General features: G+C 64.7%; 22 protein-coding genes and 1 pseudogene. 7 read left to right on the top strand and 16 right to left on the bottom strand.

Annotation, left to right across the window (positions count from 1 at the left end; all coding sequences use genetic code 11):
• A pseudogene (locus tag JHC99_RS08400) lies at positions 1–254 on the bottom strand (porin); the annotation flags it as partial.
• A gap of 165 nt (positions 255–419) precedes the next feature.
• Here JHC99_RS08400 and JHC99_RS08395 point away from each other — a divergent pair.
• Positions 420–1,037 carry a response regulator transcription factor gene (locus JHC99_RS08395; protein WP_292153324.1) on the top strand — a complete coding sequence of 206 codons (618 nt, stop codon included), beginning with the start codon at positions 420–422 and terminating at the stop codon, positions 1,035–1,037.
• A 16-nt stretch (positions 1,038–1,053) separates the two neighbouring features.
• Here JHC99_RS08395 and JHC99_RS08390 read toward each other — a convergent pair whose 3' ends face one another.
• Together JHC99_RS08390 and JHC99_RS08385 are read right to left on the bottom strand one after the other, a co-directional pair.
• The gene (locus JHC99_RS08390) at positions 1,054–4,434 is read right to left on the bottom strand and encodes a PAS domain-containing hybrid sensor histidine kinase/response regulator (protein WP_292153323.1); all 3,381 of its coding nucleotides are present in this window, start codon (positions 4,432–4,434) and stop codon (positions 1,054–1,056) included.
• A 120-nt stretch (positions 4,435–4,554) separates the two neighbouring features.
• Positions 4,555–6,225: an MFS transporter gene (locus JHC99_RS08385; protein WP_292153322.1), complete on the bottom strand. Its 1,671-nt coding sequence runs from the start codon at positions 6,223–6,225 to the stop codon at positions 4,555–4,557.
• A 310-nt stretch (positions 6,226–6,535) separates the two neighbouring features.
• On the opposite strand from JHC99_RS08385, the gene JHC99_RS08380 reads away from it, so the two are divergent.
• On the top strand, positions 6,536–7,318 hold the full coding sequence (locus JHC99_RS08380; protein WP_292153320.1) for a glycerophosphoryl diester phosphodiesterase membrane domain-containing protein: 783 nt from the start codon (positions 6,536–6,538) through the stop codon (positions 7,316–7,318).
• An 18-nt stretch (positions 7,319–7,336) separates the two neighbouring features.
• Here JHC99_RS08380 and JHC99_RS08375 read toward each other — a convergent pair whose 3' ends face one another.
• The 12 genes from JHC99_RS08375 to JHC99_RS08320 form a co-directional block, all read right to left on the bottom strand.
• A complete protein-coding gene (locus JHC99_RS08375; RefSeq protein WP_292153318.1) occupies positions 7,337–8,227 on the bottom strand; it encodes an RDD family protein in 891 nt (296 codons plus the stop codon).
• Positions 8,217–9,230 (bottom strand): stage II sporulation protein M, encoded by a 1,014-nt coding sequence (locus tag JHC99_RS08370; RefSeq protein WP_292153316.1) that lies wholly within the window; start codon positions 9,228–9,230, stop codon positions 8,217–8,219. The genes JHC99_RS08375 and JHC99_RS08370 overlap by 11 nt, the downstream gene beginning before the upstream one ends.
• The gene (locus JHC99_RS08365; protein ID WP_292153314.1) at positions 9,227–10,540 is read right to left on the bottom strand and encodes a DUF58 domain-containing protein; all 1,314 of its coding nucleotides are present in this window, start codon (positions 10,538–10,540) and stop codon (positions 9,227–9,229) included. The genes JHC99_RS08370 and JHC99_RS08365 overlap by 4 nt, the downstream gene beginning before the upstream one ends.
• Before the next feature lie 22 nt (positions 10,541–10,562).
• On the bottom strand, positions 10,563–11,519 hold the full coding sequence (locus JHC99_RS08360) for a MoxR family ATPase (RefSeq protein WP_292153312.1): 957 nt from the start codon (positions 11,517–11,519) through the stop codon (positions 10,563–10,565).
• Entirely contained in the window at positions 11,506–12,915 is a 1,410-nt protein-coding gene (locus JHC99_RS08355) for a hypothetical protein (RefSeq protein ID WP_292153310.1), read from the bottom strand. The genes JHC99_RS08360 and JHC99_RS08355 overlap by 14 nt, the downstream gene beginning before the upstream one ends.
• Entirely contained in the window at positions 12,912–13,562 is a 651-nt protein-coding gene (locus JHC99_RS08350) for a hypothetical protein (RefSeq protein ID WP_292153308.1), read from the bottom strand. Before JHC99_RS08350 ends, JHC99_RS08355 begins: the two co-directional genes overlap by 4 nt.
• Before the next feature lie 376 nt (positions 13,563–13,938).
• Positions 13,939–14,385, bottom strand: a complete 447-nt coding sequence (locus JHC99_RS08345; protein WP_292153306.1) for a response regulator transcription factor — start codon at positions 14,383–14,385, stop codon at positions 13,939–13,941.
• An 82-nt stretch (positions 14,386–14,467) separates the two neighbouring features.
• Positions 14,468–14,908 (bottom strand): response regulator, encoded by a 441-nt coding sequence (locus tag JHC99_RS08340; protein WP_292153305.1) that lies wholly within the window; start codon positions 14,906–14,908, stop codon positions 14,468–14,470.
• Between the two features lie 9 nt (positions 14,909–14,917).
• On the bottom strand, positions 14,918–15,289 hold the full coding sequence (locus tag JHC99_RS08335; RefSeq protein ID WP_292153303.1) for a response regulator: 372 nt from the start codon (positions 15,287–15,289) through the stop codon (positions 14,918–14,920).
• Positions 15,290–15,313: 24 nt separating this feature from the next.
• Positions 15,314–15,679: a response regulator transcription factor gene (locus JHC99_RS08330; RefSeq protein ID WP_292153302.1), complete on the bottom strand. Its 366-nt coding sequence runs from the start codon at positions 15,677–15,679 to the stop codon at positions 15,314–15,316.
• A gap of 67 nt (positions 15,680–15,746) precedes the next feature.
• On the bottom strand, positions 15,747–18,452 hold the full coding sequence (locus tag JHC99_RS08325; RefSeq protein WP_292153300.1) for a PAS domain-containing protein: 2,706 nt from the start codon (positions 18,450–18,452) through the stop codon (positions 15,747–15,749).
• A 400-nt stretch (positions 18,453–18,852) separates the two neighbouring features.
• A complete protein-coding gene (locus JHC99_RS08320) occupies positions 18,853–19,452 on the bottom strand; it encodes a hypothetical protein (protein WP_292153298.1) in 600 nt (199 codons plus the stop codon).
• A gap of 139 nt (positions 19,453–19,591) precedes the next feature.
• Between JHC99_RS08320 and JHC99_RS08315 the strand changes: the two genes are divergently transcribed.
• From JHC99_RS08315 to JHC99_RS08295, 5 genes are all read left to right on the top strand, one after another.
• Positions 19,592–20,284, top strand: coding sequence for an IS6 family transposase (locus JHC99_RS08315; protein ID WP_292153296.1), 693 nt, complete (start codon positions 19,592–19,594; stop codon positions 20,282–20,284).
• Positions 20,285–20,868: 584 nt separating this feature from the next.
• Positions 20,869–21,366 (top strand): cupin domain-containing protein, encoded by a 498-nt coding sequence (locus JHC99_RS08310; RefSeq protein WP_292153294.1) that lies wholly within the window; start codon positions 20,869–20,871, stop codon positions 21,364–21,366.
• Positions 21,363–22,298, top strand: coding sequence for an NAD-dependent epimerase/dehydratase family protein (locus tag JHC99_RS08305; RefSeq protein ID WP_292153293.1), 936 nt, complete (start codon positions 21,363–21,365; stop codon positions 22,296–22,298). Before JHC99_RS08310 ends, JHC99_RS08305 begins: the two co-directional genes overlap by 4 nt.
• Positions 22,298–23,083 carry an SDR family oxidoreductase gene (locus tag JHC99_RS08300; protein ID WP_292153292.1) on the top strand — a complete coding sequence of 262 codons (786 nt, stop codon included), beginning with the start codon at positions 22,298–22,300 and terminating at the stop codon, positions 23,081–23,083. The genes JHC99_RS08305 and JHC99_RS08300 overlap by 1 nt, the downstream gene beginning before the upstream one ends.
• Before the next feature lie 15 nt (positions 23,084–23,098).
• Positions 23,099–23,245, top strand: coding sequence for a hypothetical protein (locus JHC99_RS08295; RefSeq protein ID WP_292153291.1), 147 nt, complete (start codon positions 23,099–23,101; stop codon positions 23,243–23,245).
• A gap of 27 nt (positions 23,246–23,272) precedes the next feature.
• On the opposite strand, the gene JHC99_RS08290 is transcribed toward JHC99_RS08295, so the two are convergent.
• Positions 23,273–23,482: DDE-type integrase/transposase/recombinase (locus JHC99_RS08290; protein WP_366927747.1), on the bottom strand; the 210-nt coding region annotated here is incomplete at its 5' end.

Raw genomic sequence — 23,482 nt, 5'->3', positions numbered from 1 at the left:
GGAAAGCCGTGTGTCGGTGCGGGGGGGGGAGACGTGGGCGGGGTCGTCGCGACGCGCTGATCGATGCGGATGATGTCCTGGGCCTGGGCCGACTGCTGGACGTGCGACGCCTGGACGTCGGATTTGAGCGCGCTCAACTGCGCCTCCAGCAGGGCGATACGGGCCTCCAGCGCAGCGGTATTTTCCTGCGCCTGGGCCGGAGCTGCGAGCAGGGCGGTCGCTGCGGCTCCGGCCAACAAAACGTTTCTGAGCATGGTTTTCTCCCGGGGAGCTCGTCTGATGCGAGCCTGGGATTGGACATGCCGTGCGGAACCGCTTTGGGGCCATTAGCCATTGGTCTAGTTTCGACCAAGGTCGGGGCGCGCCACTATGGCGCAGGGCACGCGACGTCAGAGCGCGGCTCGGGAGAAGGCAACACCATGGACCGAATCGTCATCGCCGATGACCATCCCCTGTTTCGCGCCGCCCTTTCGACGGCCATGGCGCGCGCGTCGCCCGATGCGGCCATCGAGGAAACGTCCAGTCTGGCCGGCGCGCGAGCGGCGCTGTCGACCGGTCCTGTCGATCTGCTGCTGCTGGACCTGAAGCTTTCGGACAGTGAAGGCTTTGCCGGACTGGCCGGCATCCGGGCCGACTTCCCCGCCGCGCCCGTCGCGATCGTTTCCGCGAGCGATGACGAGGGCACCGTTCGCCGGGCGCTTGCCTTCGGCGCAGCAGGCTTCATTCCCAAATCGGCCACGCTTGAAACCATGGCGGAGGCGTTAGGGGCCATCCTGGGGGGCGACATCTGGGCACCGGCCCTGACCGAGGTCGCTCCCATGGAATCCATGGAATCGCGGATCGCCAGCCTGACGCCGGCGCAGCTCAAGATCCTGATCGGCTTGCAACAGGGAAGACTCAACAAGCAGATCGCCTTTGACCTCGGCGTCACCGAGGCGACGATCAAGGCGCATCTGACCGGTGTCTTCCGGAAGTTGGGCGTTCATAACCGGACCCAGGCCGTGATCGCCGCCCAGGCGTTGACCACAGAGGTCTGAAATGGCCCAGGCGGGTTCAGGTCGCCCGCGGGCTGGACAGGAAGGCTTTCAGGATCGCGGGCTTGACCGGCTTGGCCATCAGGACCGCGCCGAGCGCGGCCGTGCGAGCCATCAGGGTGGGGTCGGCGTCGGCGCTGATCAGGGCGAAACGGCCAACGCCGCGCGACGCTAGCGCTTCGATCACGCTCAGACCATCGGGACCTTGCCCGAGATGAAGATCGACAAGGGCAGCGTCGAATGGCCCCTCCACATCCAGCGCTGCGGTCGCACTCGAGGCCGTGACGACGCTCATACCCCACCGGGACAGAAGGGCGCTCAGGGCTTCGAGGATGGCCGGTTCATTGTCGACGCAAAGCACTCTCAGGCCTCCCGGCGTTTCCGCTGAAGAAGAGGGCGAGCGCGACTCCGGGGCCTGGGCTGGCGCGAGGGGCACCGTCACGGTGAATGCAGACCCGCAGCCCGGACGTGAGCGAAGGCCAAGGGGATGGTCTAGCAGGCTGGCGACCTTGCGCACGATGGCAAGGCCGAGGCCGACCCCGGGTTCGTCACCGCCCTGGCCCGGCAGGCGCGTGAACTCGGTGAAGATCGCCTCCTGCTGGTCCTCGGCGATCCCGCGCCCGGTATCGATGACATCTATCCTCAGGGACTGTCCCACCCTGCGTGCGCCCACCAGAATGCGCCCGCTGTCTGTGTAGCGGACCGCGTTGCCCGTCAGATTCTGGAGCAGGGATCTCAGAAGGTCGGGGTCCGATGCGACCCACCGGCTGGAACCTACGACAGTCAGTCGCAGTCCCTTTTCGAGCGCGAGAGGTGTGAACTCACGGCGGATATCGTCGAGCAAGGCCTCGACCGACAGAGCGCGGACAGCGGGGCGCACGCCCCCGGCCTCCAGTCGCGAGAGGTTGAGCAGCGCCTTCAGCAATCCGTGGGCCGACTCGATCGAGCGGTCGGCATGCTCGACCAGCCTGCGGGTCTCCGGTTCCTTTGCGCCCTGGCCTTCCTTGAGGGCGGCAATGAACAGCCGCGCAGCGTGCAGGGGCTGGAGCAGGTCGTGGCTCGCTGCGGCGAGGAAGCGCGTCTTTGAAGCGGTGGCGTCTTCCGCCGCCTGCCTGGCCTCGACCAATCGCTGGGTCCGGTCCGCCACGCGCGCTTCGAGTTGCTGATTGGCTTCCTCAAGCGCCTGGGCGGCGCGACGGAGCTCGGTGATGTCGGTGTAGCTGGTGACATAGCCGCCACCCGCCATCGGCGCGCCGGTCGATTTCAGGATGCGGCCGGTCGGCTGTGCCCTTTCGTGATCATGGGCTTCGCGACGGCGAAGCGCTCCCAGTCGACGTTCGACCCAGGCATCAAGGTCGTCCGGATCGACCTCGCCGCGTTCGGCATTCAGGCGATAGACAGCGCCGACCGACTGGCCGACATGGATGAAGCCCGCCGGCAGACCGAACATCTCGATGTAGCGGGCATTCCAGGCGATGAGACGCAGGTCTTCGTCCACCACGCTGACCCCCTGGTCGATGTTGTCGAGGGTGGCCTGTAGCAGTTCGCGGTTGAACTGGACGGCCTGGGACGCCTCGTCCAGCATGCGGACCACATCCTCAGGCGCACGTCCGCCTCCGGCCAGGGCCGCCGAGATGACCCGACGGGCCGACGACGCACCGACAGCCCCCGCCAGCATCCGCTCCGCCGCGCGCGCCAGGGCGGCGTCGGCAGGCTCTGCGTCCCTGAGCGCTCTGCCCGTCTCCCGTCCAAAGGCTGCGAAGGCCCTCTCGGCGCCGGGGTCGCCGACGAACCGACCGACAAGGGCTTTCAGGTCCCCGACCGAAGCCGCGAAGGGCGCTGACGACCGTTCGCGCCAGTCCGGACCGAGGCGATCGACGAAGGCGTGGGCCTGGATTCGGTCTACCAATCGCGGTTGGGCGGCGCGCGAGACCAGCACATAGGTGACCACATTGAGCCCCAAGCTGAGGAAGACGGCCAGCGGCAAGGGGTCGTCGAGGCCGAACGGGCGGATTGGCCCCGCCCCGAGCGCCGACCCGATCTGCGGCAGGGCGAGCAGTATAAGCCAGACGCTCGTGCCGCAGACAATTCCCGCGACTGCGCCACGCGCGTGTCCGCCTCTCCACAGCACGGCGCCGAACAGGGCCGGCGCGAGCTGGGCCAGGGCCGAGAACGAGGTCAGACCGATGGAGGCCAGTCCGGTCGCGTGATCCAGGGTCTGGAAATAGAGCCATGCCAGGAACAGGATCACGCAGATGACGATCCGCCGGACCTGAAGGATGGTCCGGGAAATGTCAGACGCGTCTCCCCGGCGCCGCCAGCGCGCGCCGGCCACCAGGGGCAGGATCAGGTTGTTGGAGGCCATCGCGGACAGGGCCACCGTCTCAACGATGACCATCGCCGTCGCCGCAGAGAACCCACCGACGAACACGACGGCTGTCAGGAGCCTTTCGCCCTGGCGGAAAGGGATGTCGAGCACGAGCATATCCGGATCGCTGATGCCGGAGAACAGCCCGCCAGCCGCGACAAGAGGCAAGACGGCCAAGCTGGTCACGATCAGATAGACGGGAAACAGCCACCTGGCTCGCCGGACGTCCCGGGGCTCTCCGGACTCCACAAACCCGACGTGAAACTGGCGTGGCAGACAAAAGATCGAAAGGGTCGCCAGCAGGAGGATGGCGACGAAGCGGGCGTCGATCTCGGGCAGTTCGGCAAGTTCGCCCAGAGCGACCGCGACGTCGGTGGTATCGGGCGCACCCAGCAACAGGATCACGGCGAAGCTCGCCACTGCGACCAGGGCGGCCAGCTTGACCAGGGACTCCACGGCGATGGCCCGGATCAGGCCACGGTTATGCTCCGTCAGGTCGGGCCGACGTGCTCCGAACAGGATCGCGAAGCCTGCCAGGGCCAGGGCAATCAGGCTGACCGTCAGTTGCTCTGACCCTGCCATCGGCGTCCCTGCCGTGACCAGGGTCCAGGCCATGGACATCGATTTGAGCTGGAGGGCGATATAGGGCAACGAGCCCACGATCGCGACGCAGGCGACGAGCGCACCAAGGCCCTGGCTCTTGCCGTAGCGAGACGAAATGAAGTCTGCGATGGAGCCTGCGTTTTCCGTCCTGGCGGCGGCGGCGATCCGTTTCCAGATCGGGAACAAGGCGACGATCCCGATGATCGGCCCGAGGTAGATGGGCAGATATTCCCAGCCCTGTCGTGCGGCCGTGCCCACCGCGCCATAGTAGGTCCAGGAGGTGCAATAGATCGCCAGACTGAGCGCATAGGCCCAGGGGCCAAGGCCCCGCTTCGGCCTGCGGTCACCGGGCTGTTCGCCGCGCCAGGCGACGACGAACAACACCGCCATATAGACGGCGACCATCGCCAGGATCATCAGGGCGTACATCAGGGTCTTCCAGAGCGCTGATCGCGTCGCGACGCAAGCCGAAGAGCGGACCGGTCCTTCGACCGATCCGCCCCGCGAAGGCTCATATTCGATGTCGACACGATGTCGATCACATGCCGATCAATGGTGGATGTCGACGTCCTTGCCTTCCTTGACCAACAAGAAGCCGAGCACTGCCGTCGCGACGGCGATGACGATCGGATACCAAAGGCCATAGTAGATGTTGCCGGTGGCAGCCACCATGGCGAAGGCTGTCGTGGGCAGGAAGCCGCCGAACCAGCCGTTGCCGATGTGATAGGGCAGGGACATGGAGGTGTAGCGGATATTGGTCGGGAACATCTCGACCAGCGCCGCCGCGATCGGCCCGTAGACCATGGTCACATAGAAGACTAGGATGAACAGGATGCCGATCACGACCGGCTTGTTCACCAGGGCGCTGTCCGCCTTGGCCGGATAGCCTGCGGTCTTGAGCGCCGCACCCAGACCCTTGTCCCAATCGGCCTTCTGGCTCTTGAAGTCCGCGGCGGACAGGGCTTCGCCCCGGAAGCTGGGGATCACGACCGAACCGACACGGACCTCGGCCACCGTCCCGGCCGGAGCCGCGATGTTGGAGTAGGTCACGCCGGCCTTGGCCAGATAGGATTTGGCCAGGTCGCAGGACTGGTTGAAGACGGTCTTGCCGATGGGATCGAACTGTAGATTGCAGTCGGCGGGGTCCGCATAGACCGTAACCGGCGACGAAGCGGTCGCGGCTGCCAGTTGCGGGTTTGCCGCGTTCGTCAGGGCATGGAACAACGGAAAATAGGTCAGCGCCGCGATCAGGCAGCCGCCCAGGATGATGGGCTTGCGGCCGATCTTGTCCGAGAGCCAGCCCCAGAAGACGAAGAAGGGTGTCGCCATCAGAAGCGCGATCGCGACCATGATGTTGGTCAGGCCACCGTCGACCTTCAGGATCTTTTCCAGGAAGAACAGCGCGTAGAACTGACCGGTGTACCAGACCACGGCTTGGCCGGCCGCCAGGCCGATCAGGGCGATCAGCACGATCTTCAGGTTCGGCCATTTGCCGAAGGAGTCCTTGAGCGGCGTCGTCGACCCCTTGCCTTCGTCCTTCATCTTCTGGAATGCCGGGCTTTCGGCCAGCTTCAGCCGGATCCACAGGGACACGCCCAGCAGAAGGATGGAAACGAGGAACGGAATGCGCCAGCCCCAGTCGGCGAAGGCCGCCTCGCCGATCGTGTAGCGGACGCCGACGATGACGATCAGGCTGAGCATCAGGCCCGCCGTCGCCGTGATCTGGATGAAGGAGGTGTAGAAGCCGCGCTTGCCGTGCGGCGCGTGCTCGGCCACATAGGTCGCCGCTCCGCCGTACTCGCCGCCCAGCGCCAGACCCTGCACGAGTCGCATGGCCACCAGAATGATCGGCGCCGCGATGCCGATGGCCGCATAGGGCGGCAACAGGCCGACGACGAAAGTCGACAGACCCATCAGAAGCATCGTGACCAGGAAGGTGTTCTTGCGCCCCCACAGGTCGCCCAGCCGCCCGAACACTATGGCCCCGAAGGGTCGGACCGCGAAGCCGGCGGCAAAGGCCATGAGCGCGAAGATATAGCCGGTCGTCTCGTTCACGCCCGAGAAGAACTGGGTCGTGATGATCGCGGCCAGAGAGCCGTAGAGGTAGAAATCGTACCATTCGATCACGGTGCCGACGGACGAGGCGAGGATGACAAGGCGAGATCGCTTGTCTAGGGCCTTCTGGTCCATCTCTGGCGCACCCAGGGCGCTGTCGGTCATGCGTTGGCCTCCCAATTAAATCTCGCCGTTCATCGGCTGTTCTGTCGCCGCTGACGGGCGTCAAGTCGATCTGTGACAGCGATCGGCTTGAAGCGGCAGATCGACTTTGGTCGAACAAGGTCCGGGGGTGCGCGGGAATGTGGCTCTGGGATGAGGAAGCACCCAATCCATCCGGATGGGAGTGTCACCGGCTGGTGCCCGCAGAGCGCTGCCGTGGAATACCGACGCGACAACCTTTTACGGCAACCTGCACTTGCGGGACTTGTCAGTTTCCGCCGGAACCGCTTGGGTAGCGGAAAGGGGAGCAGGCATGACAGCGACGGATATTCACGGCGGGACATTCGACATGGGCCGGGTGGTCCAACGGACGTTTTCGGCGATCAGCCAGAACTGGGTAGTCTTTCTGGTCAGTTCGGTCCTTTTGATCGGTGTTCCGAACGTGATCAGCGCCCTGGGGCAGTTTCAGGCCCTGGGACAGCTTCCGGGAACGAGCACATCTTTCGGAAGTCTTTGGGTGCTGCCGGTCGTGGGTGGTTTCCTAGCTATCGTCGGCTCCTTCGTGCTTCAGGGCACGGTCGTTTTCGTGACGATCAATGGGCTGAACGGGCGCAAGATCGATCTGGGGGAGGCGTTCTCGGCGGGGCTGAAGACCTTCCTGCCGCTTCTGGGCCTGGCCATCCTGATGGGATTGGGCCTGATCATCGGCTTCATTCTGCTGGTCGTGCCGGGCATCATCCTGTCGGTCATGTGGATCGTCGCTGCACCCGCAGTGGTGGCCGAGAAGCGGGGCGTGATGGAGAGTTTTCAGCGCAGTCGCGACCTGACGCGCGGAAATCGTTGGGTGATCTTCTTCCTGGCTCTGATCTATGGGATCGCGACGATGATCATCACCTGGTCCATCCTGGGTGTCGGCATGGCGACCGCCGGCAGTTTTGAAGCGGGTGCGACGTCGCCCATCAACTTGCTCCTGACGCCGCTGGTCAATGTGGTGTCGTCGGTGATCTCGGCGGCCGGGATCGCCTCGATCTATTACGAACTGCGCAGCATCAAGGAAGGCGTGGGGGCCGAGCAGATCGCGTCTGTGTTCGACTGAGGCCTTCGACCGAGTTGGTTATGCGTCGTGCTTGTCGCGACGTCGCACGCCCAGCAGCAGCCGTTGCTCCAGCCGTCCCCGCACGGCGGCGTAGTAGGCGCTGAGGAAGTCATAGTCGTCCTCGCCCGGAGTGCGCGGCCAGTCGATCTTGCGGGCGATGCGGTCGGCGACCGTGCGCATCGTGGGACGGTCGCGGTGACGCAGGACATCTTCCAGGACATGAAGTTCCTTGGCCCCATAGGCGTCGACCTGGGCCGGGGTGAACTCGAACCGGGCCAGCCGTCTGGACCCATCATCCGCCATGTCGCGCGCCAGTTTGCGGGTCGGGCTGCGCACCACCCAGGTGCCCCCGATCAGGTCGCCCACCCGCAGGCGATCCCTGTTGAACAGCGGGAAGAAGACGAAGATCCCGGCCCAGAGGAAGCCCAGCAGATACATCCAGCTTTCAACGCCGCCCTCCTGGGCCTGGCCGAGCAGGATAGACAGGGGCAGGAAGACCTCGAGCTCGCGCATGGCGTTGCGGGCAAAGACCGCCTCGGCCGTCAGGCGACCGCCGTCGCGCGCGGCGACCCGCAGACCCATCATCCGCTTGCCCGGGGTTGCCGCGCGGGCCGAGAGCTCGAAGGCTGTGAAGTAGAAATTCCTCAGAACGAAGAAGCCCAGAAGCCAGATTACGGCGACCATCTCCACGCCCGACTGCCCCGCTGACGCACCTGCACCCAAAGCCATCAGAAGGGCCACGATCGTCAGGCCGATCAGGATGCCGATTATGATCAGGGCGTCCATGAGGAAGGCCCCTGCGCGCTGACCCGCATCGCCGATCTGGAGCTCCAGATCGATACCCTCAGGCGTGACGAAGGCCCGCGTCGTGGCGTTGAGCGGGATGGCCGGGGCGGGTCTAGCGGGCATCGGCGGCACTCCGGCGCGAGGCATAGAAGTAGGTGCCCCAGAGCGCGGCGGTCAGACCGCCGATGGCATAGCGGGCACCCGTGTCGGTGATCAGCTGACGCCCGAATCCTTCGAGCAGGCCCGCGACGAACAGCATGACGATGACCCCGCCCATGACCACCGCCGCGCTGCGTCCCTCCTCGGCGGCCGCCTCGAGCCGATGGCGTTCGCCAGGGAAGGCGACGGCCCAGCCGATCCGCAGGCCGGCGGCCCCGGCCAGGGTCACGGCGAACAGTTCGGTCACGCCGTGGATGGCCAGCCAGCCCCCGACCTCGACGCCCAGTCCCCGGCCGGCGAACAGGATGACGAAGGCACCGAGCGTCGCACCGTTGTAGAGAACCAGCATTGCGCTGGGCAGGCAGAAGGCGAAGCCGAGGGCAAAGGCCAGAAGAGCGACCTGGGCATTGTGAGTGAACAGGAATGTCGCGAAGGCCGACAGGCCGCCTGCGTCCTCGACCCCCGAGAGGGTCTGGCGCAGGGTCTCGGTCGAGGCGGCCGGGTCGCGGCCACCCGCCATGCCGCTGGGTACGAAGGCGTAGAACCACTCCGCGTCTGCGGAGACCAGCCAGGCGGCGACAACGGCACCCAGAACCATCAGGCCTGCAGAGATCAGGGTCTCGCGCCACAGGCTCTGGACCGCGCGGGGCCAGTCGCGGGCGAAGAAGCCTGCGAGGCGATCCTGAAGGGTCGATCGCGAGCCATAGACGAAGAAATAGGCCCTGGCCGAAAGGGTCTCGAGATAGGCGATCAGACCGAGATCGAGCGAGGTCTGGCGCGCCACTGACAGGGCCGAGAGTGTCGAGCGATACAGGACCGGCACGGCCAGGATCTCCTCGTCCGTCAGCTTGGCGAAGGATCCCTTTTCGGCCTTGTCGAGAAGCCGTTCGAGACGACGCCAATCCCCCTCGCGCGCCTGACGGAAGCGCTGGCTCTTCAGCAGGGATGAGGGGGGCGGTGTGATCACAGCAGGTCCCTCCGCTTGAGATCGAGATAGGCGTTGATCACGGCAGGCCCCATCCTGTCTGCGGGGGTATCGACGATATGGACCCCCATCCGGCGCAGTCGGGTGACGACCAGATCGCGCTCACGCAGCAGGCCCGAGGCGACGACGGCGCGTGCGACGTCGTCGGTGTCGTTGGCCTCGGCCTCCGCCAGCCCCTCAAGCTCCTCGTCGCGCAGGACGACAAACAGCACCAGGTGGCGGCGCAGCAGACGACCCAGAGATTCGATCATCAGTTCGGCCGCGATCGAATCGGTGAAGTCGGTGAAGACCACCACCAGGGACCGGCGCTTGAGCGTGCCTGCCAGGCTGCTCAGGGCCAGTGTGTAGTTGGTCTCGTTCGTTGAATAGTCGATCCGGCCCGCGACCATCTGGAGCGAGCGAAACGCCTCCAGCCCGGCGGCGGCCCCCGTCGAGACGCGCGGCGCGGAATCGAAGGCGTAAAGTCCTGCGCGGTCCCCCGACCTCAGACAGGCGTAGGCGAGCAGCAGCGACGCATGAATGGCCCGGTCGACGCGAGGCATTCCGCCGACCGGCTCGCTCATCACCCGGCCGCAGTCCAGGGCCATGATGACGTGGTGGTTGCGCTCGGTGCGGAACTCCTTGGCCAGGAGGGCCGAGTGACGGGCGGACTGTTTCCAGTCGATGGCGCGGCGGTCCATGCCGGGTTGAAAATCACGCAGGGCCTGGAATTCGGAGCCCTCGCCCAGTTCGATCTGCGACTTCGCACCGAACAGGGCGTCGCGGGCGAACAGTTTGACCGCCTCGTCGCGCACAGCCTGAAGGTCGGTCGATATGGTGGTCGGGTCGTCCAGGTCGAAGACCTTCTGCTTCCAGACCAGACCCAGGGGGCCAGTCCAGCGGACCCACAACCTGCTGATATCGGCTGGTCCGCGCCGGCCGGGGACGAAAGGGAAGGAAAAATGCGCGGTTTCCCCCCCTTGCGTCGCAGGCACAACGCCCTGGATCAGTCCCAGACGGCGATCGGCGGCGAGGGCGGCCTCCGGGCGCCTTGGCGATCCGGAAGCCCCAAAGCGGACGGTGAAATCTGCGCGGCCGGGTCGGCCGAGGCCGGGCGTCAACCTGTCGGGCGTCGTCAGGGTCAGCCCGCTTCGCGACCCGCCCATGATGGCGTCGAGCGCCAGCATCAGTGCCGCCAGTGCGACGAGAGCCGGCCCCGCCAGCCAGCCGGCCGGGATCGCGATCCCGACGATCAGGACGATCGGCAGGCTGGCGGCCAGGACGACGATGGCGCGGGGGGTGGGATAGATCACCGCAGGATCACCGAGGCAGTTCTCATCGGGGAGCCGCGACCTGATCGACCAGGGTGCGCAGGACTTCGTCGACCTTCCGACCCTCTATCTCGGCGGCGGGCGACAGGATGAGCCGATGACGCAGGGTCGGAACGGCCAGGATCTTCACATCGTCGGGAATGACATAGTCGCGTCCGTCCAGAACCGCGCGAGCCCGTGCCGCGACAGCCAGCATGGCCCCGGCGCGCGGCGAAGCCCCGGTGTCGGTATCGGCGGACTCGCGCGTGGCCCGGACAAGATCGACGATGTAACGGGTTACTTCGGGCGTCAGGCGCACATTGGCCACGGTGGCGACGGCTGCGTCGATCTCGGCGCGTGCGGCGACGGGCTGGACCCCCAGGGCGACCGGATCCATCTGGCCGGTACGTGCGCCGTGGGCCGAGACGATGGCGATCTCCTGATCGATCGTCGGATAGTCCAGGACGTGCTTGAAAAGGAACCGGTCCAGCTGGGCCTCGGGCAGGGGATAGGTGCCCTGCTGCTCGATCGGGTTCTGGGTGGCGACGACCGTGAACCGGTCGCTGAGGCTGTGGGAGACGCCGTCGATCGTGACCTGACGCTCCTGCATGGCCTCCAGAAGTGCGGCCTGGGTCTTCGGCGGAGTACGGTTGATCTCGTCGGCCAGCAGCAGTTCGCAGAAGATGGGTCCGCGGGTCAGCGTGAAACTCGAGGTCTGGAAGTTGAACAGATTGGCCCCGATGATGTCGCCGGGCATCAGGTCGGGGGTGAACTGGATTCGCCCGTAATCGAGGCCGACCGTTCGCGCGAAACTCTGGGCCAGAAGGGTCTTGGCCGTCCCGGGTGGTCCTTCCAGCAGGACGTGGCCACCCGCGAAAAGGGCGGTCAGCAGGATGTCGACGGCCGCATCCTGTCCCACCACGGCGCGTGCGATCTCGGCCCGGATACTGACGGCGATCGATCTGACTTCATTGACGTCCACGCGTCATCTCCTGTTTCCAGCGGTTCAGATCGCGGGCGACCTGCATGAGTTCGTTCGGGGTTCTGACGCGCGACGCCTGCTGCGCCAGCGCCGACCAGGGCGAGGTGACCCTGGCCGTCACTCCGACGCGGTCGAGGAAGGCGGTCAACTCGGTTTCGTCCAGCGATCGCGGGGCCCCGATGGCGCGCACGACCGAGGCCCGCGTCAGGGCCGCGTAGGGGGTGGCCATACTGTGTTCGCGTCGGGCCAGTCGGACCAGGGCGGCGGTATTGTCGGCGAGCGCCCGCTTGCCCAGGGCGAAGACGCGGCCGGTGGAGCGCGCCGGACCGAAGCGGGCCGCCGCCTGTATACCGGCCAGCACCGTGATCGCGGCGAGCAGCAGGGTCGCCCCCAACAGGGGCGGTTCCAGCAACAGTCGCAGGACACTGCGGGTCCTCTGGAAGCCATGCAGGGTCAGGTCGAACAGGACGGGCGCGTCTGAAGCGTGCATCAGGTCCAGCAGTGCGAGGGCGGTCCGGGCACCGTCCAGGCTCTTGAGCCCCTGGGTGTTCAGCAGGTCCGGATCGGCCAGCACGTAGGTCCGGGTCCCCTCCTTGACGGCCAGGACGGTGGCCCCGGACGCATCCGTGACGACGGGGATCCAGCCGGGGCCGGACAGGGTCTGCAGGTTCTCGATCCGCACCGTCCTGCCGACGGCGGTCCCACCGGGGCGACGCAGGACCAGCGAAGCGGGCCCTTTATGCTGGGTCAGGACCGCGTCCTTGCGAAATCGCTCAGGCAGGACGGCCAGGATGGCATCGGTCGGATAGGTGCCCGCCGTGGCCACCCAGCCGCGGCGCTCGGCGTCGGGCACGGTGATCCATTTGGGCAGGATGATCAGGGCGGGGCCACCGCCGGGGTTGATCGTGGGTCCAGGCACAATGACGGGGGGGTCGATAGTCCGAGGCGCGTCGCCATGCTCAAGCTGGCCCATGTCCTGATCCGCCGGATCATTCCCGGTACCTTCAGGATCGGCGGGGACGTCGGTGACGGTGGGAACGCCGCTGCCGCGGCGGCGGGGTGAGGGCGGGCGGCGGTTCTCACGATCCTCGACCTGATCCGGATTGACACCAATCGGTGGGGTCAGGACCACCAGACTGTCGAAGGCAGTGTCGCTCAGCCTGCCCCGGCTCAGGGTCACCGGCGTGCCTGCCATCCGCACCAGTCTCGCGATTCCCCCAAAGCCGGTGGCCGAGTTGGACAGGGCGTGGGTGCCGCCGTCGTTGCCGGTCTTCAGTTCGGGCGAATAGGCCGACAGAACGCCCAGGCCCGCCAACGACACCACCCCGACCAACGCCACGACAATCATGGCGAGGGGCGAGAAGGCTTGCCCGGTCAGATTTGACGACCGACTCATGCGGACCAGCCGCCGGGCAGGGCGAAGTCTTCATAGGCCTTGCGACAGTCGGCGAACTGGGTCGCATCAACGATGGCCGTGCCGAACAGGCTGCGTTCCACGACCCGACCGATCAGGACGAACGCCGGGCGGGCCGCTTCGGGGATGGCCTGCATGCCCGCGATCTCACGCGTGGTCAGGGAAACGCGCAGGCTGCGCGGCTGGCGTTTCTGGATGTCCTCGACACTGCGCAACAACAGCAGATGAGCGGCCTGGGCGAACAACCCCCTGGCCGCCAGAGCATCGGCCTGGGCCAGCAGGTCGCGCGCTTCGGATGCCTCAGGCCGCCACTCGGGTTGGCCCCCCTGAGGCGAGGTCCTTGTTCTGGCCGGCGGTGCCCTGAGCTTGAGGATTTCACGACCGACGGCGAACAGCACCAGTCCCGCAATGACGATCAGCCCGCCCCAGAAAACGTATTTCAGAAACGGAGCGATGACCTGGAGCAGGTCTCCGATCCAGCGCAGCCAACCCGGGACCGGAGGCGGCTGAAAGCCCGCCCGATCGAACTGCAGGGACGGGTCGGCCAGCAGACGGTCATGCAGCCTGGCCAGTCGGCCGTCGGCGGCCGATGCAGTGGCGGCTTTCGCAACCGACGTTCCCTCGATCACTCTTGCCTACCCAAAACCAAAGCCTGCCCGAACTGGACAGCAGAGTGGTCGGCGCGACGCGGCCAGTCAACCTGACGTGGTCAGATCCCGTATCGCCAAAAGGGCCAGACCTGCGAAGGCGGTCACGAGGCCATCGTTGCTCGCGCCACATTCGACGCCGTCCAGGCGCTGATTCACCATCGCAGCGTGGTCTGGAAGCGCCGGGCTCCGAACCTTGGGCGAGCGCCGTTGCAGGGCCGACTGTTCGATGGGCCGGGTCGGCGCATGAAACCCGTGTTCACGCGTCGCACGGGGCGGCGGGGGTCGGAGGACGTCGCCTGCCGAATATTCAAGGCCGCATCGCGCTCGAGATAAACTTGACGGAAGCGCCAAGACTTCAGGCCAAGTATCCAGCAACTGTCCAGCTGGAGCCCCCGACCGCTCGTTTCGGGTCTGACGCCGACTCAAAATGCACGCCTGAGAGGAGGCGTTTGACCCGCTTGACCAACTGGTCCGGGCGGAAGGGCTTGGTGATGAAGTCGGAGGCGCCGTTCGATACGGCACGTCGGACGTCGCGTTCGCATCGTGATGCGGTCAACATCATGACTGGAGTGTCCCTGTGAAACCGGTCGGCCTTCAGGGAGCGCAACACGTCAAAACCATCCAGGATCGGCATGGACACGTCCAGGATCAACAGGTCTGGACAGTCACTGTCGGCACGTTGAAGCGCATCTTCGCCGTTCTGGGCAAGCGTCACTTTCATTCCGTGGCCTTCCAGCGTCTGCCGAACCAGAGCCGCCAGATACCGATCATCTTCGGCGACGAGAACGCGGGGCTGTGGCAAGGGCGAACACCATTCATAGGGACCGACACGGCCCTCTCTGCGGCCAACCTGGCACCCACAGATGAAAATCCGGTTGCGGGGATCAGGATCCCTTGTGAGCTCGCGTGTAGTCATCCAGCCAGAGCAGGCTGTCCTGCTCCAACAGATCGCAGACCATATCCGCCAGCGTGTCAGGCTGGATCGGCTTGCAGACGTATCCCGACGCCCCGGCCTGTTTCGCATGGACGATGTCGCCGATCTCATGCGAGGCGGTGAGCATCAGAATTCGAACACGGTCCCATGAGCGGGCGGCCCGGAGATGACGCAGAACTTCCAGACCCGGGACGTCCGGCAAGCCGAGATCAAGAAGCACCAGGTCTGGAGGTGCCTGAGCCAATCGGGCCAAGGCTTCGGCTCCCGTGCCCGCGACGACGACGTTATGCCCCCTCGGTGACAGGATAGCCTGGGCGAGTTGCTGGATGAAAGGGTCGTCATCGACAACCAGAACCTGGTGAGATCTGCGCGGCTTCAGACCGGACGCCATCTCGCGCACCTAGGCCGCGATCATGCGGCCCACCGCATCGATCAACGCTTCACCAGAGAGTGGCTTTTCCAGCCAGGTCGCGCCGAGATTCTCAGCTTCAAGACGGCTGGCGTCCGATGACCATGCCGTCAGCATCAGGACTGGCGTCCTGGCGAGGTCTGGATCTGCACGGATTTGCTTGAGGGTATCGGTGCCGGACAGACCCGGCATCGAAAAATCCATGACGATGGCGTCCGGCCCCAGGGAACGGGCCTTCGCGACACCTTCGGCACCTCCCTCTGCCAAGGAAACAACATGACCCGCGCGTTCCAAATGGATCCGCGACAGCTCTCGCATGAAGGGGTCGTCATCGACGACCAGGACAGAATGGCGTGTGCTCACTTGGACGCAATCCATTACTAGGAATCAGGCGGCCAGAGCCATCCAGTTCTCGACAAGTTGGCCTTGAGTGAACGGCTTGGCAAGCTGAGCCTTGGCACCGAATGTCTCGGCGAGCTTCAAATAGAATCCAGCACCAAGGCGGCCACCCCCGGTGACCGCAAGAACAGACATGTTCGGAGCAATCGCACCGAGTTGCTGAAGAACTTCGACGCCATCGACTTCCGGCAGGATGATATCCAGCACCATACTGGCGTCGGGATGACGGCGGGCCATGTCCAGCGCCTCACGACCGTCTGCGGCGTGGATCACTTCAACATCCGCCGACAACAGAGCCGCGCTGATTTCGGAGGACCAGAACGGGTCGTCCTCGACGACAATGCATTTCGACACGGAATAACTCGCTGCGGTGGTAGAAACAGGCCCCCCGCCGAGCGGTCGACGTTTACTATACCAACTTTCAGGAGAATTCTACCGCGCTTATCAGTCCACGGACGAGCGGATCGAGCGTTTCGGCCCCGCCACCTAGGTCTCGGCACCGTTTGGCTGCCGCTTCCAGCTCGAAGGCTGCGTTTGACACCGCAGTGAAGCCAAAGCTCCCGGCTGTCCCCGCGATGGAGTGACTGTAGGCCGCCATTGCGTCGGCGCGACGGTCCAGAGGCAATGCTCCGATGCGAACGAACTCCGCCTCGAACGTGTCCATCTGCGCCCTGTACCTTGCCTTCAACTCTGCCAGAGGGTCCTGCGTCGCTACGTCTTCCGACGCCGTTGTAGCAGGGCCATCACCCAGCCCCGCCACGGCAGAGAGCAGGCTCAGTAGTTCCTCCACCTTGATCGGCTTGCCGAGATGGTCGTCCATTCCGGCGGCGCGGCACGCCTCGATCTGGTCGGCCATGACATTCGCGGTGAGGGCGACCACGGGTAATCGCTGCGCCCCGTTGTCCATCGCGCGGATGAGACGGGTCGCGGCCAGACCGTCCATGCCCGGCATCTGCACATCCATGAGGACAAGATCGAACCCGTCGTCCCCGCCAAGCAATCCGATCGCCTCGTCTCCAGACGTGGCGCAAACGACGGCGTGACCATCGCGCGAAAGCAGAATCTCCAGGAGCTCGAGATTTGGCATGACGTCGTCCACCGCGAGAATCCTCAAGGGCCGGGTCGACGATGCGTCTGCGGGCGCCGAAACCGGCGGCGACTGAGCCTCGGCCGGCGCATATGGCAGACTGAAGATCGCCGTGGTCCCGAGGTCGGGTTGGCTTTCCAAGGTCACGTCGCCGTGCATCAGCCGGGCGAGAGATCGGCTGATGTTCAGCCCCAGACCCGTCCCTCCGAACCTGCGACCGACCGCCGTGTCGGCCTGGGTGAAGCCCTGAAACAGACGGGAAAGAGCTTCGGCGGAAATGCCGATCCCGGTGTCCATGACCCTAAGTTCAAGCTGTCCGGCCGAAATCCCGACACTCAGTGTGACAGAACCCTCATGCGTGAACTTTGCCGCGTTGCCGAGCAGGTTCAAAAGCACCTGTCTGGTGCGTTGCTCGTCACCCATCACCCAGGGGCTGACGTCATTGTCGAACATGAGCTGCAGATCCAGTCGTCCGGCCACACTCACCTGCGTCAGGTCGATCACATCGGTCGCGAGCCCTTTCAGATCGAAGGCTCGTCGCTCCGTCGTCATCTTGCCGGACTCGATCTTTGAGAAATCAAGGATGTCGTCGATCAGGGCCGACAGCCCTTTTCCTGCCGTCCGGATGCGATCGAGGTATCGCCGCTGATCCTGATCCAGTTCGGTGTTAGAAAGGACCTCTGCGAACCCCAGCACTCCATTGAGGGGGGTGCGGATTTCATGGCTCATGTTGGCGAGGAAGTCGGCCTTGGTTCGCGCGGCGACTTCCGCCATGGCTCGCGCTTCGGCGAGGGCCACCTCACGCTCGCGCCGCTCCGTCACGTCTCGAACGGAATCGTTGACCTCAACGATGACGTCATTCTCATCGCGTTGGTAACGGGACCGCGCTTCGAGCCACCGAACCGAGCCATCCTTTGTCACCGCCCGGTATTCGACGGTCAGAGGCAGCCGGGTTTTGGCCGCCTGCCTGAACTCTCGGGCGATGCGGGCATGGTCTTCCGGGACCATGAAGTCATAGGGCGTACGCCCGATCATCTCTTCCGGCGAGTAGCCCAGAAGTTCGCTGACAGACGGCGAGAGGTAGCTGAAGACGCCGTCGGGACCATAGGTGGCGATGACGTCGCTTACGTTGTCGGCCAGCAGGCGATAGCGCCGTTCCTGCTCGACAGCCGTCTCGATGGCCTTGCGCTCGTCCGTGAGGTCCTTGAACACGCCGAAGAAGCCAGTCACAGAGCCCGTGGTGTCCCTTTGCACCTCTGCAAGCGAACGGACGTTGCGGCGCGAGCCGTCCCGGCGGGCGATTATGGCGTCGAAGTCCCAACCCTGGCCGTTCTCGCTGCGTGTCTTGATAAGCTCAGAGACGAATTTTCGATCCTCCTCGATGTAGAACGCCAGGGCGTCGCCCAGGGCGGGATTGTAGCTCGCCGGGTCCTCTCCGTGGATCGCATAGACCTGCGGGGACCAGAACACGGCGCCGGTCTGGGTATTGAGGGTCCAGTATCCAGCCCCCGACAAGCGTTCGGCGAGATCGAGGATACGGTGCCGGTCATCCAGCTCCTTTCTGGCTCGCGACAGATCGATCTGGTCCACGACGAGATCAGCCAGCGCACACAGATGGGCGAGATCCGCCTCGGTCGGCGTCGGACGCGCCTCGGTGTCGATGACGCAGAGCGAGCCGAGGTTGACCCCTTCGCGCGTGGTCAGGGTTGCGCCGGCGTAGAAGCGAATGTCGGGCGCACCGGTGACAAGGGGATTGTCCTTGAACCGTGCGTCGAGCGTCGCATCCTCGACGACCATGACCGCATGTGCGCCAAGTCGAATGGCATGATCGCAGAACGCCCAGCCGCGTTCGGTTTCACGAACGTCGAGGCCGATGCAGGACTTGAACCACTGCCGGTCGGTGTCGACGAGCGACACCAGCGCGATGGGGGCCTTGAAGTGCGCGGCCGCCATCGCCGTGATGCGATCAAACCGTGCCTCCGGGGGAGTATCGAGCACCGCCTGATCGTGCAGAACGCCCAGCCTCGCGATTTCGTCCACTGCCTTCATCCTCCGTACGAGGCAGACATAACGACAAGCATCGTAAGGAAATATTATCGACGATTCAGAACGGTGTGACCCAGGTGTGCAGAACCAAAAGACGCCCCTTCGAGGCGCTGATCTTGAACCTTACGACCTGAAAACTCGCACCTCCCGACCCGACGACGAGAACGGCAGCAGCAGCAGCAGCAGCAGTTCAAGTCCCGGACCTCAGCTCACAGAATTCTCACCACCCACGCGGCGATCTATAACGCCTTAAATATCCAACGCCATTTGATCAGCAGACCCACTCTTCGCCGCTTTCGCGTCGATGCGGCCGCCGTCTTTGCCTGAAGGTCGTCCAAAATGCTCATGGGCCGGTTTCGGCACGTCAGTTCATCAAAGGATGGGCCAAACCGGGTCAGACGACGGGGGGACCATGCTGGACTTCCGGAACGAAGAGGTCGGATGGATCCAGCCGCTTTGAGGTGAGGCCATCCTCATGCGCGTAGCGCAGCAGCGCCGAGATCGCTGCATCATTAGCCTCGACCCCGTAGGTCCACGGCTCGCAGTTCAGAGCCGCACGGACCATGGCCCTGTGCGTCGGCAGCCAGGGCGACGCGACCTTCGGGTAATCGCGTCGGTCGAGATCCTTGAGGGCGAACACGAGGGCGTTTTCAAACGCCTTCATCAGAGCCCCCGTCAACGTGGGGTGAGCCTCAAGAAGGGTGCGGCGGACGACGAGGCAATGCATGACGGGGAAGATTCCGGTCCGGGTAAAGTAGGCGCTTTCCACCGCCAGGCTGTCGGGAAACAGTCTGCTGACCCGCGACGCCGGGTCACGTGCGCTGTTCGGCTCGATCGGACTTATGATGGCGTCGATTTCGCCGCGCTGGATCAAGGCGTCGAGCGACTCCACTGTCTCGGCGCATGGAACTCCGTCGGGAGCCGCACCGCCCCGGCTCTCTAACAAAGGCTCGTTCAAGCCTCCGCTGATCCAGGACAGGCTGTCGCGATCCACGCCGTACTCGTCGGCGAGGAGCCCTCTCACCCAGATCGACGCCGTCTGCCGGTAGTCTATGAGTCCGATCGGTGCTGTCAGTCTAACGCTAACTTGTCTCCACTGATGACGGCTAAGCCGCTGATGAGGATGATATTTCGTGAAGCCGATTTCGTTCAAACGCCACCGCTTTCCCGCTGAGGTGATCCGTCAGGCGGTATGGCTGTACTTCCGATTCAGCCTCAGCTTTCGGGACGTCGAAGAGTTGATGGCGGCTCGCGGCGTGGACGTCAGCTACGAGACTGTCCGCTGCTGGACGATCAAGTTTGGGCCTCTTATCGCACGCCGGTTGAAGAAGCGGCGGTGGCCGCCGTCGCCGCGGTGGCACCTGGACGAAGTGGTCTGCAACATCGGCGGTAAGCGGATGTTTCTTTGGCGAGCCGTCGATGACGAAGGCGAGGTCCTCGACGTGCTGGTCCAGCGCCGGCGGGATACGGAGGCCGCACTGAAGCTGCTCAGGCGCTTGATTCAAAAACGGCCAGTAGAGCCGGAGACGATCACGACGGACGGCCTGGCCTCATATGGCGCGGCTCTGGATCAACTGGATCTGAGGCATCTGCATCGACCCGGCCGGCTTCGGGAAAACAATCGAATCGAGAACTCTCACCTCCCGATCCGACGACGAGAGCGACAGCAGCAGCGCTTCAAATCCCAAGCCTCAGCCCAGAGATTCCTCACCACCCACGCGGCGATTTACAACACCTTCAACATCCAACGGCATCTGATCAGCAGACCCACCCTTCGCCGCTTCCGCGCCGATGCGGACGCCGCATGGGCGGTGGCTGTTGCCTAAATAGCGGCGGGGTAGGGGGCTTTCGACTCGGGGAAGTTATCCTGACAGGCCCACCCTGACAGCCCCGGCCACGCTACTTGGTTGGCGGCCAAACTTAACGTGACAACACTGCTTGGCCATTTGGCTACGCCGGATGGTCGGATGGTCGGATGGTCGGATTCGTTTTCGCAATCGGTTTGGGTAGACGGAGCCCGCCAGAACAGAGTTCGCATTTCCTGATAGGGTGACGGCCAATTCGATTGGCCGATACAGACGGGGTTCTTTAAGCGCGGCCTTATGGTTTCAAACCTTGATTGCATAGACCCGACCGGCGTCGGCGAGGCGGTTCGGAAGTTCGCCTTGGCTATCCGTTGGGCTGGGCGGGCAGGGGCTTGTTACCAACTGACCGATGCACCTCCGAAGCGCGATCTGAGGCGGGCCGACTATTGAACGGTCCTAGTGTATCGCTTCCCCTGCCAGGACGCCTTTGATCATCAGATGCAGCGAGCCGAAGTCGACCTATCGCTGGCTTCCGTCTGGCCCAACCGCATTCGCAAAAAACAAGCCGGTATGCCGCTGTGACCCGATACCCGAAGGATGATGACATGGCCTCTGAAGCCGAGAACAAAAGCTTTCGCCGCATCGTAACGGGTCATGATGCCCAAGGCCGGGCCGTCATCCGGTCCGACGACACGCTGAGCCCGACGCGGATCGACAGCGGCGATGCGGCCTTTCAGCTGGTCTGGACCACACCGACGGTGCCGGCCGACCTCAATGGTGGCGAGGATGGACCAGCCCCTGTTGGAAAAACCCTGCATGGCGGCTCGGTCATCCGGATCGTCGATATGCTGCCGGGTAAACAGTCGCCGATGCACCGCAGCTGGTCGATCGACTACGGCGTCGTGCTTTCCGGACGTCTGCAGCTGACTCTTGAGGGAGGCGAAACCACGGTCGCCGAGACGGGCGACATTGTGGTCCAGCGCGGTACCAACCACCTGTGGACCAACCCGTCCGCGACGGAGATCTGCCGTGTCGCCTTCATCTTGATCGAGGCCATCCCTATCGAGGTCGGGGGCCGGGTGCTCGAAGAAGTCCAGCCGTGACGATCACAGGCCCAGTCCTGGTCACCGGGGCCGACGGCTTCATCGGCATGCGGCTGGTCGATCGTCTGCTGGAGCACCCCCGATTTACGGATGCGCAGCTTGTATTAAACGACCGGGCTCTGGACGCGTCCGCGGACGGTTCTCGCGTTAGGCTAGTCGCTGGCGACTTCGCCAACCCGGCAGTCCGGGCCGAGTTGGTGCGCGAGCCGCCCAGCCATGTGTTTCATCTGGCCGGCGTATTGGGCGGGGCCGCTGAAGCGGATCCTGTCACGGCGCGCCGGGTCAATGTTGAAGGCACTCTGGCGCTGCTGGAGGCCCTGCATAGACCCGAAGCGCCGCCGCGTGTCGTCTTCGCCAGCTCCATCGCGGTCTTTGCCCCGCCGTTCGAACGGCAGATCGACGACGAGACCCGGCCAAATCCCTGCATGATCTATGGTGCCCAGAAGCTGATGGGCGAGATCGCGATCCAACAAGCCTCGGCACGAGGCTGGATCGACGGATTGGCGGTTCGCCTGCCCGGCGTCGTCGCACGGCCGGGTGCGGATGTGCGGCTGAAGTCGGCCTTCCTGAACCGGCTGTTCTTTGCCGTCCGGGACGGGGAGGCGATCACCTTGCCGGTCGTGCCCAGCGGCACAACGTGGCTGCTCTCTGCTGACGCCTGTGTCGAGGCCCTCGTCGATGCGGCCTTGGTCTTGAGACAGCGGATCGACCGCCGGGCCTTTACCTTGCCTGCACAGTGCGTGCGATTTGACGCCCTGGTCGCGACCTTGAAGGCGCGGTTCACCGAAAGCCCGGCGCAGGTGTCCTTCTCCCTCGACCCTGAGATCCAGGCCCAGTTTGGCAGCCAACCGCCCCTCAGCACCGCTATCGCCGACCGGTTGGGCCTCAAACACGACGGTGATCTGGTGACCCTCGTTGCGCGTGCCCTGTGATGGTGGAGGCTGTCCTGAACCTTTTCGACCTGACCGGCCGTACGGCCCTGATCACCGGCGCGACCGGTGGCATCGGCGAGGCTACGGCGCGCCTGTTCGCCTCGGTGGGCGCGACCCTGGTCCTGTCCAGCAACGAGGGCGATCGTCTGGCGGCCCTGGTCTCGGAATTTTGCCATGAGGGCATAGATGCCCATGCCCTGGAGACTGATCTGTCCGACCTGGACGCCGTCCGGGCCATGGCTCGTCAGGCAGTCAGCGTCACCGGCCAGATCGACATCCTGATCTCCAACGCCGGCATGGAAGGTCACGTCGGCCCACTGCACGAGGCCTCCGACGCAGCGATCGACCGTCTGCTGGCCGTCAATCTGAAAAGCGGTATGGCGCTGTGCGCCGAACTGGCTCCCGGCATGGCAAGGGCCGGGAAGGGATCGATCGTCCTCGTCGCGTCGATCGCGGGCGTCCGGGGCAACAAGTCGATCGGTCTGTACGGACTGTCCAAGGCCGCCCTAGCTCAACTCGCGCGCAACCTGGCCGTCGAGTGGGGACCCTTGGGCGTGCGCGTGAACACGATGTCACCCGGGCTGGTGCGGACGCCGTTCGCCCAGCCCATCTTGGACAACCCGGATTACTTTGAGCGCCGGATGAGCCTGACGCCCCTTCGTCGGCCCGGCGAGGTCGATGAAATCGCCGCGGGCATCCTCTATCTGGCCAGCGACGCCTCGGGCTTTGTCACGGGCCACAACCTGATTGCGGATGGCGGCACGACCATCTCGGACGGCAACTAGAATGGGACACTCGCAATGAAACTTTCGACCCTCGCGGACGGCACGCCGGATGGCCGGTTGGTCCTGGTTTCGCGCGACCTGAAACGCGCTATTGCTGTGGCGGACATCGCGGCGACCTTGCAGCAGGGTGCTGTCAGTCCAACGCCAACTCGTCTCCAGTAAAGCGGAGTCCGGGCAGGGGAGGCGGCCCTAGCTGGCGAGCATCTTCCACTCGGCCAGGGCGGCCGAGCGTTGGGCTTTGTATGTCTCTCTGCTGATGAGGTGGCGATCCTGGTTGAAGTGGTTGTGGAAGGCAGCGTGGACGGAGCTGAACTTCTGAAGCGTCTTCATCTGCCGGAACCGCACCATGGCCCGTTCTCGTCGTCGGAAGGGCAGGTGTGAGTTCTCCACCCTGTTGTT

It is taken from the genome of Brevundimonas sp., from assembly GCF_016463485.1.
Taxonomy (GTDB): domain Bacteria; phylum Pseudomonadota; class Alphaproteobacteria; order Caulobacterales; family Caulobacteraceae; genus Brevundimonas.
Note: the sequence above shows the minus strand (reverse complement) of the source record. Positions and strands in the feature narration are given on the sequence as shown.